Source organism: Rhodanobacter sp. T12-5 (assembly GCF_008329435.1).
GTDB lineage: Bacteria > Pseudomonadota > Gammaproteobacteria > Xanthomonadales > Rhodanobacteraceae > Rhodanobacter.
Map to the genome: position 1 here is coordinate 47164 of NZ_NPKN01000007.1, position 13101 is coordinate 60264.

At 65.5% G+C, this 13101-nt stretch carries 13 protein-coding genes; all 13 read right to left on the reverse strand.

Going from position 1 to position 13101, the window contains the following annotated elements; all coding sequences use genetic code 11:
• Complete coding sequence (locus tag CIW53_RS13905; protein WP_108471354.1) at positions 1-558, reverse strand: NADH-quinone oxidoreductase subunit B; 558 nt, start codon at positions 556-558, stop codon at positions 1-3.
• Complete coding sequence (gene ndhC / locus CIW53_RS13910) at positions 549-905, reverse strand: NADH-quinone oxidoreductase subunit A (protein WP_149365323.1); 357 nt, start codon at positions 903-905, stop codon at positions 549-551. The genes CIW53_RS13905 and ndhC overlap by 10 nt, the downstream gene beginning before the upstream one ends.
• A gap of 262 nt (positions 906-1167) precedes the next feature.
• Complete coding sequence (locus CIW53_RS13915; RefSeq protein WP_149365324.1) at positions 1168-1521, reverse strand: PilZ domain-containing protein; 354 nt, start codon at positions 1519-1521, stop codon at positions 1168-1170.
• Positions 1522-1642: 121 nt separating this feature from the next.
• Positions 1643-4483, reverse strand: coding sequence for an EAL domain-containing protein (locus CIW53_RS13920; RefSeq protein ID WP_242451916.1), 2841 nt, complete (start codon positions 4481-4483; stop codon positions 1643-1645).
• 169 nt (positions 4484-4652) lie between these two features.
• Positions 4653-5672 carry a PIG-L family deacetylase gene (locus tag CIW53_RS13925; protein ID WP_149365326.1) on the reverse strand — a complete coding sequence of 340 codons (1020 nt, stop codon included), beginning with the start codon at positions 5670-5672 and terminating at the stop codon, positions 4653-4655.
• Positions 5663-6598 (reverse strand): DNA polymerase III subunit delta', encoded by a 936-nt coding sequence (gene holB / locus CIW53_RS13930; RefSeq protein WP_149365327.1) that lies wholly within the window; start codon positions 6596-6598, stop codon positions 5663-5665. The genes CIW53_RS13925 and holB overlap by 10 nt, the downstream gene beginning before the upstream one ends.
• Positions 6595-7236, reverse strand: a complete 642-nt coding sequence (gene tmk / locus CIW53_RS13935) for a dTMP kinase (protein WP_149365328.1) — start codon at positions 7234-7236, stop codon at positions 6595-6597. Before tmk ends, holB begins: the two co-directional genes overlap by 4 nt.
• The gene (mltG, locus tag CIW53_RS13940; protein WP_149365329.1) at positions 7233-8270 is read right to left on the reverse strand and encodes an endolytic transglycosylase MltG; all 1038 of its coding nucleotides are present in this window, start codon (positions 8268-8270) and stop codon (positions 7233-7235) included. The genes tmk and mltG overlap by 4 nt, the downstream gene beginning before the upstream one ends.
• Positions 8263-9093: an aminodeoxychorismate lyase gene (gene pabC, locus CIW53_RS13945; protein ID WP_149365330.1), complete on the reverse strand. Its 831-nt coding sequence runs from the start codon at positions 9091-9093 to the stop codon at positions 8263-8265. Before pabC ends, mltG begins: the two co-directional genes overlap by 8 nt.
• The gene (locus CIW53_RS13950) at positions 9093-10439 is read right to left on the reverse strand and encodes an aminodeoxychorismate synthase component I (protein ID WP_149365331.1); all 1347 of its coding nucleotides are present in this window, start codon (positions 10437-10439) and stop codon (positions 9093-9095) included. Before CIW53_RS13950 ends, pabC begins: the two co-directional genes overlap by 1 nt.
• A gap of 2 nt (positions 10440-10441) precedes the next feature.
• On the reverse strand, positions 10442-11680 hold the full coding sequence (gene fabF, locus CIW53_RS13955; RefSeq protein WP_149365332.1) for a beta-ketoacyl-ACP synthase II: 1239 nt from the start codon (positions 11678-11680) through the stop codon (positions 10442-10444).
• Positions 11681-11919: 239 nt separating this feature from the next.
• Complete coding sequence (acpP, locus tag CIW53_RS13960) at positions 11920-12159, reverse strand: acyl carrier protein (protein WP_007805185.1); 240 nt, start codon at positions 12157-12159, stop codon at positions 11920-11922.
• A gap of 188 nt (positions 12160-12347) precedes the next feature.
• Positions 12348-13091 carry a 3-oxoacyl-ACP reductase FabG gene (gene fabG, locus CIW53_RS13965; protein WP_149365333.1) on the reverse strand — a complete coding sequence of 248 codons (744 nt, stop codon included), beginning with the start codon at positions 13089-13091 and terminating at the stop codon, positions 12348-12350.
• Between the last annotated feature and the right edge of the window lie 10 nt (positions 13092-13101).

Genomic DNA, 13101 nt, shown 5'->3' on the forward strand with positions numbered 1-13101 from the left:
TCAAGAGCGCGCGATGGTGCTGGTGCGGCGGATCTTCTTCTGCAACTGCAGGATGCCGTGGATCAGCGCCTCGGCCGTGGGCGGGCAGCCCGGCACGTAGATGTCCACCGGCACGATGCGGTCGCAACCGCGCACCACCGAATAGGAGTAGTGGTAGTAACCACCGCCGTTGGCGCAGCTGCCCATCGAGATGACCCACTTCGGCTCCGGCATCTGGTCGTAGACCTTGCGCAGGGCCGGGGCCATCTTGTTGACCAGGGTGCCGGCGACGATCATCACGTCGGACTGGCGCGGGCTGGGGCGGAAGATGACGCCGTAGCGATCGAGGTCCAGCCGCGACATGCCGGCGTGCATCATCTCGACCGCGCAGCAGGCCAGGCCGAACGTCATCGGCCACATCGAACCGGTACGCGCCCAGTTCATCAGCGCGTCGATGCTGGTGGTGGCGAAACCGCGCTGCACCACCGGGTTGTCGCCGGCCGGACGCAGGATGTCGTCGACCAGGTTCAACGGCTCCGGGTTGTGCATCACCCGGCTGACGGAATCGATCACTCCCATTCGAGTGCTCCCTTCTTCCACACATAGGCGAAGCCGACCACCAGAAGCAGCAGGAACAGCCCCATTTCGATCATCGCGATCATGCCGATCTGCTGGAACACCACCGCCCACGGAAACAGGAAGGCGATTTCCAGGTCGAAGATGATGAACAGGATGGCGAGCAGGTAGTAGCGCACGTCAAAGCGCATGCGGGCATCTTCGAATGCCTCGAAACCGCACTCGTAAGGCGCAAGTTTTTCCGCCTCGGGACGGCGCGGACCGGCCAGCAGACCAACCGCCAGCAGCACCAGGCCAAGCCCGGTAGCAACGCCGATGAACAACAGGACAGGCCAGTATTCGGCAAGCACGATGCAACTTACCTCCGCACCCGTGGGCGCATCAGTGACCGTGGAGAATGACGCAACTCACGGTCCGGCGATTTCGATTCGGCTGGGGTTGCGTCGCCATGGGCGGCGTAGCCACGCTTGAGGCAAGGGCCGCAAACGTCCGATGTTCCGCAAGATGATTTCGCGAATCCACCCATTGTATCAGTGCGTTTGAGCACAACAAGCCTTGACGGGCGACCGCATGCGAATTATCGCAATGTATCGCCGCCGATCCGGAGCGGCTTCACATCGTATGCGTGGCGCGCTCGGACGAAAGCGTACCTGCGAGGATGTTCTCGATCCGGCTGCGCGCGGCTTCGGCGTCGCTGGATTCGTTGAAGTGAATGCCGATGCCGGCGGTTCGGTTGCCCTGGGCACCGAGCGGGCTGATCCAGACGACCTTGCCCACCACCGACATCCGCTCGGTTTCTTCAGCCAGGGTCACCAGCAACACCACTTCGTCACCGAGTGCATAGGATTGCGCAGTCGGTGCAAACAATCCGCCATGCTTGAGGAACGGCATGTACGCGTTGTACAGCGACGGTGCGTCCTTGATTTTCAGCGAAATGATGCCCTGACGGGCGGCCATCGGTTTCATGCTCGGCTCCTGCCGGGTGATCGAAGCACCCGGGCGATGGCTGTGATCTTAGATCTTGTGGCGCGCGTGCACCACAGGCCACGGCGGTGCGACAGTCGATACGAGGTTGCGGCAACGTGCATCACTGGTCGGTCAACAGCGACTGGCGTTCGTTGACCAGCTGGCTCCACGAATCGGGCGGCACCCAGTTGGCGACCCATGCGGGGATCGCCTCGGCAGGCATCGGCCGCGAAATCGAAAACCCCTGCAGTTGATGGCAACCGAGCGAGGCCAGCAGGTCGCCCTGTGCGGCTGTCTCGACGCCCTCGGCGATCACCGTCTTGGCCAGCATGCGTGCCGTGGTGATCACCCCCGCAGCGATTGCCATGTTGCGGTCGTCGCCGAGGATGTTGCGCACGAAACTCTGGTCCAGCTTGATGTGTTCGATGTCGAGCTGCTGGATATGGCTCAGCGAAGCACTGCCCGTGCCAAAATCGTCCAGCCCGACGCGGATGCCGCGACGGCGGCATTCTTCGATGACAGCCTTTGCCCGCGCGTGATCCATCGAGGGGCCGGTTTCGGTCACTTCGATACCGAAGCCCACGTCCATCACGCCCGGATAGGCCTCGAGTACCGCATCGATGTCGCTGAAGAAGGCCGGATGCAGCAGGTGCCGGGTGCTGATGTTGATCGAGACCGGAATCGAGATGCCGAATTGCATCCACGACTGGCATTGGCGCAACGCCTCGTCCAGCACATAGCGGCCGATCGGCCGCGCCAGTTGCGGGTCGTCCAGCACGTGCATGAAGTTGGCCGGCTCGATCAACCCCAGCTCGTCGTCCTGCAGCCGCAGCAACGCCTCCATCCCTGCCACGCCCTGCGGCCCCGGCAGACCGTCGATGTAGACGATCGGCTGGAACAACAGCCGCAGGCGGGATTGCACCAGCGCCTGGGCAATCCGTTCGCGCATCGCCTGCAGGCGCAGTTGTTCCAGTTCCATGGCCGGCTCGTACAGCGCACCGCGATCCTTGCCGTCCTCCTTCGCGGCATACATGGCCAGGTCGGCGTGCCGGACCAGGCCTTCGGCGTCGGATTCGTCAAGCGGAAACAGGGTCCAGCCGATGCTGGCCGACAGGTAAAGCTGCTCTCCCAGCAGATTGAACGGCAACCGCAATGCCTGCAGGATGCAGCGGCTGATGACATCCAGCTGTTCGCGGCTGTCGAGACCCGGAATCACCAGTGCGAATTCATCGCCGCCAAAACGGGCCAGTACATCGTCTTCGCGCAGCATGCCGAGGACCCGCGCCGACGCCTCCGCCAACACGCGGTCGCCACCTCCGTGGCCGACGCTGTCGTTGACGCTCTTGAAGCGGTCGAGGTCGAGCACGCCGACCGCCAGCAGGGAATGCGGTTTCGTGGCCCGCGTTCGCGCCTGCTCCAGCAGTTCGAACAGCAGCCTCCGGTTCGGCAAACCCGTGACCACGTCGTAGAAGGCCAGCCGCTCGACCCGCGCTTCATGCATTTTCTGTTCGGTGATGTCGCGCTGATGCCACAAACGTCCTTGCAGCAGGCCGTCGACCCGGATGGGAGTGAAATCGCGCAGGAAGATGCGCCCGTCCTTCATCGCCACTTCATCGCCGGTAATCGGCTCATCGGCGGCCAGGATCTGCTGGATCCTGTTCCATTCCTGCTCGGGATCCCTGTAGGCCTGCATCACCTGCGCATACATGACTTCCGCCGGCCGCCCCTCGAGTTCGGCCGGCGTCTCGTCCAGGCCAAACAAGGCACAAAAAGCCTCGTTGGCAAACTTCACCCGGCGATCCTTGGACAACACCAGGATACCGGCATGCTGTTTCGACAGGATGGTCCGGAAATGCTGCAGGTTGAAACGCAATTCCTGCTCGGCCAACAAGCGCGCGACGTGGCTGCGCTGCACCTGGATGCCGAGGCCCAGCTCGACGGCCATTTCCGAAAAGACCTGAACTTCGACCGGGCCGAACGCATCCGGCGTCGCTGCGCCGACCACGAAAACACCGACGATCGCCTCATCCACCCGCAGCGGCAGCGCCAGCAACGTCGCGACGCCTGACATTGCCGGTGTTTCGTCATTCGCGGGCGACGGCGATCCTACGTGGGCCTCGCCACGCGACAGTGCCATCGCCACTGCATCGCCGGCATCGACAGCGGCATCAGCCACCCAATCCCGTCGGAGAATGCTCCCGATGGCATCGCCAAGCCCTTCCTGCGCACACAATTGCAGGCCTGCCTCGGCGCCTGTTCCGAGCAAGCCGATCCAGGCTACCGAATACCCGCCTGTCCGTCGGGCCACGCGGCAGGCTTCGGCCAGCAAGGTCTGCTCGTCCACGCTGTGCGTGACGAGCTTGATCATCTCGCTGAGCAACCGCAGCGCGCGCCGCTGGCGCGCCTCTTCCTTTACCGACTGCAGCAGACGTGCGCGTTGCTCGTGAGCCTCCATCCCGAGCCCGATGCTCGATGCCGCCTGTTGCAGAAACTCGACCATCGATGAAGAGAAGAAGCCGGCGTGGGACGCGCGTATCACCAGCGCAGCACACACCTCGCCAAACTTCAGGACCGGCACGGCCACCGCGGCGACGACCCCATGACGCACGTAAGCCTGACGGAACATCTCCAGCCCCGGGGTACGGCGAATATCCGCCTCAACCTGCGGCTGACCGTTCCAGAATGGCGGACGCGCCATCGAAAACGGGATGCGATCCGGGTAGATGTCGACACTTTCCGCCGGCGGGCGGGCAGGTGCGATGCGGTGGAGCCAACCATTGCCGCGATCCAGTTCTCCCACCATCACCAGCCGGGCGCCGATTCGCCGTTCGAGGACTTCGATGACAGCTTCGTAAAGGATCGAAGGCTCCAATGAGCGCACCAGCAGTTGCCCGATCTCGGACAGCGCGGCGTAGAAGCTTTCGCTGGATGCGGGTACCGCTCCTGGCTTGACCTGTATCAAATTCTGATCCGGGTTGTGCATTCACATGACCAGCCAGCTGAACGGAATGGGTCGCTACTGCCGCGATGGACCTGATGGTGTTGCTGGCTCTCGGGCTGGCACAGGCAAGGGACGATGTCGGTCCCCGCCCGGCATCGTCATCCCCATTGGAGCCAACAAGCTAGCCCTGTCAATCGACCGGTGCAAGAGGTGCTGCAGCCGGCTCGGGAGCGGCGGTGCATTCGCACCAGCCCCAGTGATCGAAGATCCACAGTGAAGGCAGGGTCAGCGCCAGCCTTGCGAAAAGCGGCCGGCCTTCTGCCGTGGCCGCCGAGGGCAAGTGGAACCAGCCATCGCGGTCGCGCCGCAGGGGCGCCTCGTGCCAGCGCCAGCTGTGCTTTCCTGACGGGCCGATCGTGCTCAGCCGCAACCACGGCCGCAGCCACACCGGCGGGCGCCAGGGCAACACGGCATGGCTGTCGGCAGGGGTTCCCGATACCGATGCATAACGTTCGGGCCGGGTTGCCAGACGCCGCAGGCGCCCACTGCTCAGCGCCATCTGGCTGTGATGGGCCGCCAAAGCCGCGCGCTTGTTCGCCGCTTGCGTCGGCGTGCCGCGAATTTCAATCGACGCACCGGTCCGCCCGCGGCCATGCACCAGGTAGGTCAGCAGCGACGGTGGCTCGGGCTGTGTGGCCAAGGCCAATCGCACCAATACGTGAGCCGAGCCATGGTCCGGGTGACGGTCTTCGATCGAGGGCGCTGCCACCAGGCTGGGACGAAATTGCCCGATCGCGGCGGCCATTTCCGCCACCAACTCGCTGCCAGGCCGAAGCAGGACATCGGTAACGCCCATATCGGGCCAGTCCAGCGCCTGCAAAGCTTCCAGCGGAACGTCGAGACATTCCAGCGCGCGCAACATCTCCGCACGCCGACGGCGCCCCCAGCGCTGGCGATCCGCCGCACCGATCCGCACGCGCCGCTCCAACCAGCGTTGCGGCCAGGGATTGTTGTCACCGGCGGTCAGCAACACGATCCGCACTTCGCCACCGGCCGCCCGAACTTGCTGGATCAGCAGGCCGGTCGCAATGCTTTCATCATCCGGATGCGGCACGACCACCAGCAGACGCGTGCATGCGGAGAACGCCGGCAAGCCGACCTCCGCCAGCATTGAAGGCAGCGCATCCGGGGCGGCCTTGTTCAATGCCACTGCGCCAGCAGTTCCAGCAGCAGCAGATCTCCACGCAGCGGGCCACGCAGACTTTCGCGGGTACGGTTGACCGCGCCATGCCAATGGCCGAGCGCTTCCACGTCCATCGCGCTGGCCAGCGGGCCGGCATTTCCCGTGGTGCGCGCCCTGATCTCGTCCGCGCTGGCCTGCGCGGCGAACCACAATCGTTGGGCGGGTTCGTTGTCCAGCCAGCGCTTGACCACCTCGGTCGGCTGGCCACGGCCAGCCGCCAGCGCAGCCAGATCCTTGCGCACTTCGAGCCGCCGTTCGAGCGCACCTTCCCGGGACCAGGCAACAGCCAGGCCAGGATTGCCGCCCGCGGCAGCGAGTGCCGCCGCGGCGTCGCGCACGCCTTCGGCCTGCAGCCAGGCCAGGGCATCGGCGCTCGGCGGCACATGAAATTCGATGCGCTGGCAGCGGCTGCGGATGGTTTGCGGCAGGCGCCACGGCGCGTCGGCCAGCAGGACGAGCATGGTCTGCGCGGAAGGCTCTTCCAGCGTTTTCAGCAACGCGTTGGCGGCCGCCGGATTCATTGCATCTGCTGGATCGATGATCGCCACCTGCCAGCCGCCGAACTGGCTGCTCATCGCCAGCCGCGCCGACAGTTCACGGACCTGGTCGACCACGATCTCACTGCGCTGAACGCCATCCTTGCGCAGGCCGAAGCTGAGCGGGATCACGTCCGGATGCGTGCCCGCAGCCAGCAGCTGGCAACTGCGGCAATGCCCGCAGGCGTCGCCGTCGATCGGTTCGCTGCACAGCAGCCCGGTGACGAAGCGCCGGGCGAACTCACGCTTGCCCAGGCCGGTGGCCCCACACAGCAACAAGGCGTGCGGCAGCGCGTCGCGTTGGCGGCGCGCCTGCAGACGTGTCCAATGTTCGGCATGCCAGGGCAACCCGTTCATGGTTGTGGTTCTCCGAGCAGGGGCATCAAGGCCCGCGTCGCCGCCAGCAGTACGGCAGCCGGTGTCTCGCTGGCGTCAATCACCCGGAAACGATCGGGATCGGTCGCGGCACGTTCGCGATAACTCGCGCGCACCCGCTCGAAGAAGGCATCCGCCTCGCTCTCGATACGATCGGCGTCGCCGCGGCCGGCAGCGCGGGCGCGGCCGGTCGCCACCGGCAGGTCCAGCAGCAAGGTCAGGTCGGGTTTCACACCATGGCAAGCCCAGCGTTCCAGCTCGGCGATGCGCTCTGTCGGCTGGCCGCGGCCCCCGCCCTGGTAGGCGTAGCTGGCATCGGCGTAGCGGTCGCACAACACCCATCGGCCAGCGCCAAGCGCTGGCTCGATCACTTCACGCACCAGTTGTGCGCGCGAAGCAAACATCAACAACAACTCGGTCTCGGCAGCCAGCTCATGCTGGGCCGGATCAAGCACGATGGCGCGCACGGCTTCTCCGACGCTGGTGCCGCCGGGCTCGCGTGTCTGCACCAATGCGATGCCGTGCTGCTCGATGCATGCGCGCAGGCCGGCCAGCAAGGTGCTTTTGCCGGCGCCTTCGCCGCCTTCGAGACTGATGAATTTCCCGCGCGCGGTCGTCATCGGCAATGCTTCCGCTGGTAGCAGTCGACGTTGCGATTGTGTTCCTCCAGCGAACTGGAAAACACGTGCCCGCCATCGCCGCGCGCAACGAAATACAGCGCATCGCCGGCGGCCGGGTGCAGCGCCGCCTCGATGGCCGGCTTGCCCGGCAGGGCGATCGGCGTCGGCGGCAGGCCGGGGCGGGTATAGGTGTTGTACGGCGTGTCGGTGGTGAGGTCGCTCTTGCGGATATTGCCCGCGTAGCGGGCGCCCATGCCGTAGATCACGCTGGGATCGGTCTGCAGCAGCATGTGGTCCTGCAGGCGCCGCACGAACACACCGGCGATCCGGGCACGCTCGGCAGGCAGGCCGGTTTCCTTCTCCACGATCGACGCCAGGATCAGCGCATCGTATGGCGTGGCCAGCGGCAGATCCTTCGCGCGGCCGGCCCACAATTCGGCGAGTGTCTTCACCATGGCCGCGTGCGCACGTCTGAGGATATCCAGGTCGCTGTCGCCTTTGACATAGGCATAGGTCTCCGGCAGGAAGCGCCCCTCCGGCGCTTCACCGCCGGCACCGATCTTTTGCATGATCGCCGCGTTGTCGAGCCCGGCGCTGTCGTGATTCAACTTCTCGGCCCTGGTCAGCGCCTGGCGTAGCTCGGCAAAGGTCCAGCCATCGACGATGGTGAAATTTCGCTGCAGCACCTTGCCTGCCGCCATGTTGGCGAGCAGCTGGCGCGGCGTGAGACCCGGCTCGATCGCGTACTCGCCGGCATGCAGTTTGCCGGCAACGCGCATCTGCTCCGCCAGCAGGCGCCAGTACCACGGATTGGCCTTGCTGAGACCACGTTCGCGCAACTCGCCCACGATGCCCTTGAAGCTGCTGCCACGGCTGATGTCGATGCTGTCGCCTTGCCGCGCGACGTTCAGCGGCGTGGCGCCGAAACGGGTGTAGTCGTTCCATCCGTAGATCAGCGCGCCCACCGCTGCCAGCAATACGAGCAGCAACAGCATCCGCGACAACACGCGTCCGCGCATCGGTTTGTCACTCATCCGCCCTGCTCCATCGTAGTCCCAGATTGCGCCAATGCCGCTGCAGCTGATGGGTCGTCGCCCCCGGCGCATAACTGCGGTCGTCCAGCGAACGTACCGGCACGATTCCACGCACGCTCGAGCTGAGAAAGATCTCGCTGGCATCCAGCAACCTTTCCAGTGTCAGCTCGCCGATCCGCGCCTGCGGACACGTCGCCAGCACTTCGGCGCGGGCCACCCCGGCCACGCCGCAGCGATCCAGCGCCGGTGTCAGCAGCTCGCCGTCGACCACGGCGAACAGATTGGCCATGGTCGCCGAAATCACCCTGTCATGGCTATCGCGCAGCACGCCCTCGGTGATCGCCGGATCGTTCCATTCGGCACGTGCCAGCACTTGTTCGAGCCGATTCAGGTGCTTGATGCCGGCCAGCAGCGGCTGTTCTCCCAACCGGATCTCGCACACGCGCATGCGAATGCCCTGCGCGTAGTCCGCAGCAACCACCGGCGGTGGCGCAAACGCGGCCACCACCCGCGTCGGCCTCGGCGATGCCGGCAAGACGTAGCCGCGCTCGCCGGAACCGCGGGTGATGGTGATCCGCACTACCGCTTGCGCCATGTCGTTGGTGACGGCCAGCGCTTCGCACCACAGTTGCGCAGTGTCCGGCGCCGGTATCTGCAAGCGCGCGCAGCTTTCGATCAGCCGTTGCATGTGGCGCGACCAAAGTGGCGCCGACGCGCCAATCAGGCGGATGCTCTCGAACAAGCCATCGCCATATGCCAGGCCACGATCCAGCGCCGGCAATTGTTCCGACACCAGACCGTTGACCAGCATGCGCGGCGTCATCAGTCCGGAACTCCCAGTGCACGCAGCAAACCGCGCGCCTTCGCGCGGGTCTCATTCAGCTCGTCGGCGGCCACCGAGTCGGCGACGATGCCAGCCCCCGCGCGCAGGCTGGCTTCGTTGCCGGCCAGGGTCAGGGTGCGGATCAGGATGTTCAAGTCGAGCTCACCGTTGCGATCGAGATAGCCCAGCGCGCCGGTGTAGGCGCCGCGTGGCGCGTCTTCCAGCGCGGCGATGATTTCCATGCAGCGCACCTTGGGACAGCCGGTGATGGTGCCGCCGGGAAAGGTGGCGGCGATCACCTCGCCGGGCGTCACCTCGGCGCGCAGGCGTCCGCGTACATTGGAGACGATGTGGTGAACGTGGGCGTAACTCTCCACCACCATCAGCTCGTCGACCTCGACCGAGCCCGGCACGCAGACGCGACCGAGGTCGTTGCGCTCCAGGTCGATCAGCATCACGTGCTCGGCGCGCTCCTTCGGGTGCGCGCTCAATTCGCGGATGCGCGCCAGCTCGTCGTCGCCGGGCAATCGGGGGCGCGTGCCGGCGATCGGCCGGGTCTGCGCCACGCCACCGCGCACCTCGACCAGCCGCTCGGGCGAAGAACTCGCCACCGCCCAGCCCGGCTGCTGCAGCAGGCCGGCGAACGGCGCCGGATTGGCCTGGCGCAGCACCGCATACAGCGACGCCGGCACGGGCGGCTGCGCATAGCGCGCGCGCCAGGCACGCGACAGGTTCACCTGGAAGATGTCACCGGCGTAGAGGTGCTCGTGGATGCGCGCTACGCCGTCGAGGAACTGTTGCGGCGCATCCTCGTCCCAACCGGTCGGGGAGGCCGGCGGCGGAATCGGCGATACGACCGCGAGATCGGCTTCCAGTACATCGAGCAGATCCTCGTGGCCGGTCTCGGCGACCAGGATCGTGCAATCGCGTGCATGGTCGACGATCACTGCGGCCGGACAGCGCACGGCCAGCGCCAGCGGCAAGGTCGTCGGTGCCCGCAGCTTCAGCGTCGGTTCGATCTCGCCGGCCAGCTCGTAAGCCAGCAGCAACACCCAGCCGCCGTGGAACGGCAGCCCGTCGTTCTCCGGCGGCAGGCGCTCGGCCTGCCAGGCAGCGTCCAGCGCATCGAGGAAACGCCCTTCCCGCAAAGTCCCGGCATCATCGCAAAGACGGCCGTCGGCCTGCAGCGTGAGCCGCTCGCGCGGGAACGCAAACAGGATGTCGTAGCGCGAATGCGCGGTACCGTGCACCACGCTTTCGAGCAGGCACGGATAACGCTGCGGAAAAGCAGCGGCCGGCGCGAGCAGATCGCGCCGGCCGCCCAGAATACGGCGATGGCAGGTCACGCTCAGACGCGGCGGAAGGCCAGCGTGCCGTTGGTGCCGCCGAAGCCGAACGAATTGGAGATCGCCACGTCGAGCTTCGCTTCGCGCGCGGTGTTCGCCACGAAGTCGAGATCGCAGCCTTCGCCCGGCTCGTCGAGATTGATCGTCGGCGGCATCACCTGATCGCGCAGCGCCAGGATGCTGAAGATCGCCTCGACGCCGCCGGCCGCACCGAGCAGATGGCCGGTGGTCGACTTGGTCGAACTCATCGCCAGCTTGTAGGCGTGATCACCGAACACCTTCTTCGCCGCCATCACCTCGCCCAGGTCGCCCAGCGGCGTGGAGGTGCCGTGCGCATTGATGTACTGCACGTCCGTCGGATTGAGGCCGGCATCGTCCAGTGCGGTCTGGATGCAGCGTGCCGCACCTTCGCCACCCTCGCTCGGCGCAGTCATGTGGAACGCGTCGCCGCTCATGCCGAAACCGACCAGCTCGGCGTAGATGCGCGCGCCGCGGGCCTTGGCATGCTCGTACTCTTCCAGCATCAGCACGCCGGCGCCATCGGACAGCACGAAGCCGTCGCGATCCTTGTCCCACGGCCGGCTGGCCTTGGTCGGCTCATCGTTGCGGGTGGACATCGCCTTGGCCGAGCAGAAGCCGGCCATCGCGGTGCCGGTGGTGGCGAATTCGGCACCGCCGGCGATCATCGCGTCGGCATCGCCGTACTGGATCATCCGTGCGGCCAGGCCGATGTTGTGCGCGCCGGTGGTGCAGGCGGTGACGCAGGCGATGTTCGGACCCTTCAGGCCGAACATGATGGAAAGCTGACCCGAGGCCATGTTGATGATCGAGCTGGGCACGTAGAACGGCGAAACCCGGCGCGGGCCCTTCGCCGCCAGCTCCAGCGTGGTCGCCTCGATCGTGTACAGGCCGCCGATGCCGGCACCGACCGCCACGCCGATGCGCGGCGCGTTCGCCTCGGTTACGTCCAGCCCGGAATCACGCAAGGCCTGGGTACCTGCGGCCACGCCGTAGTGGATGAACGGGTCCATTTTCTTGACGTCCTTCAACGGCATCCACTGCGCAGGATCGAAGCCGCTGACCTGGCCGGCGATGCGCGTGGAATAAGCGGAGGTGTCGAAATGGGTGACCGGGCCGATCCCGCTGACGCCCTTGAGAACACGATCCCAGGCGCTGGCGATGTCGTTGCCGACCGGCGAGATGATGCCCATGCCGGTCACTACCACACGTCGCTTGCTCATGCTGATGTTCCTTACGTGATTGCGTGGATCTGCCGTTGCCGACAGCCGTCCCGCGCCGACCGCGGAGACGTCGTCCGGCCCTGCCTGGCGCGCATCCTGTGCACCATACGGGTTCGGACGTTACAAAATGCAGAAACGAAAACTGCGCCGGGAAGGCGCAGCGTTCGGTCTCGCCGCGGTAGTCGACTGGCCCAAACCACGCAGGCCAGTCTGACCAACAGCGAACAATGGTGTGCCGATCAATCCTTGGAGTGGGCCTTGATGTAATCGACGGCCTGCTGCACGGTGGTGATCTTCTCGGCGTCTTCGTCGGGAATCTCGGTCTCGAACTCTTCCTCGAGCGCCATCACCAGTTCCACCGTGTCCAGCGAATCTGCGCCCAGATCGTCCACGAACGAAGCGTTCGCCGTGACTTCATCCTCTTTCACGCCCAACTGCTCGATGACGATTTTCTTCACGCGCTCTTCGATGGTGCTCATGTTGCCCATACCTCTCAAGGAGTAATTGTTTGTCTGTGCCGGCGTAATGCCTGCAAAAGGCCGGCGCATTGTAGTGGCTAAACCGCGAGGCCGCCACGATTCGCCGGTGATACCCGGACGCAGCGTCCTGTGAAACCGACGCGAAGGCGCAATTGTCGCCTAAAACGCGTCTGCTGGCGACAACTGCCTTACGCCATGTACATGCCGCCATTGACGTGCAGCGTTTCGCCGGTGATGTAGGCCGCGGCCGGTGAAGCGAGAAAGCCGACCGCCTTGGCGATGTCCGACACCTCGCCCAGTCGCCCCAGCGCGATCTGGCCGAGCAGCGCCTGCTTCGAGGTCTCCGGCAGCGCGCGGGTCATGTCGGTGTCGATGAAGCCCGGCGCCACCACGTTGACGGTGATGCCGCGGGTACCGATTTCCCGTGCCAGCGACTTGGAGAAGGCGATGACACCCGCCTTGGCCGCCGCATAGTTGGACTGGCCCGGATTGCCGGTGAGTCCGATCACCGAGGCGATCGAGATGATGCGGCCCTTCCTCGCCTTCATCATGCCGCGCATCACCGCCTTGGAGGTGCGATAGACCGAGCTGAGGTTGGTGTCGATGATCGCCTGCCAGTCCTCGTCCTTCATGCGCATCAGCAGTTGGTCGCGGGTGATGCCTGCGTTGTTGACAAGGATCGAGACCGCGCCGAATTCCTTCGCGATACCGTCGATCAGCGCCTCGACCGCAGCACTGTCGGTGACGTTCAGCACGCGGCCGTGGCCACCGTGGGCGGCCAGTCGCTCGCCGATCGCGACAGCGCCGCTCTCGCTGGTGGCCGTGCCGATGACGGTCGCGCCCATCGCCGCCAGCTCATCCGCGATCGCCGCACCGATGCCGCGGCTCGCGCCGGTAACCAGCGCGATTTCACCTTGCAATGAATTGCTCATTTGAATCTTT

Coding starts and splice junctions, on each gene's coding strand:
- tmk (WP_149365328.1), bottom strand. CDS start 7,236: ATGACGACCGCGCGCGGGAAATTCATCAGTCTCGAAGGCGGCGAAGGC.
- fabF (WP_149365332.1), bottom strand. CDS start 11,680: ATGAGCAAGCGACGTGTGGTAGTGACCGGCATGGGCATCATCTCGCCG.
- holB (WP_149365327.1), bottom strand. CDS start 6,598: ATGAACGGGTTGCCCTGGCATGCCGAACATTGGACACGTCTGCAGGCG.
- CIW53_RS13905 (WP_108471354.1), bottom strand. CDS start 558: ATGGGAGTGATCGATTCCGTCAGCCGGGTGATGCACAACCCGGAGCCG.
- fabG (WP_149365333.1), bottom strand. CDS start 13,091: ATGAGCAATTCATTGCAAGGTGAAATCGCGCTGGTTACCGGCGCGAGC.
- mltG (WP_149365329.1), bottom strand. CDS start 8,270: ATGAGTGACAAACCGATGCGCGGACGCGTGTTGTCGCGGATGCTGTTG.
- acpP (WP_007805185.1), bottom strand. CDS start 12,159: ATGAGCACCATCGAAGAGCGCGTGAAGAAAATCGTCATCGAGCAGTTG.
- pabC (WP_149365330.1), bottom strand. CDS start 9,093: ATGACGCCGCGCATGCTGGTCAACGGTCTGGTGTCGGAACAATTGCCG.
- CIW53_RS13915 (WP_149365324.1), bottom strand. CDS start 1,521: ATGAAACCGATGGCCGCCCGTCAGGGCATCATTTCGCTGAAAATCAAG.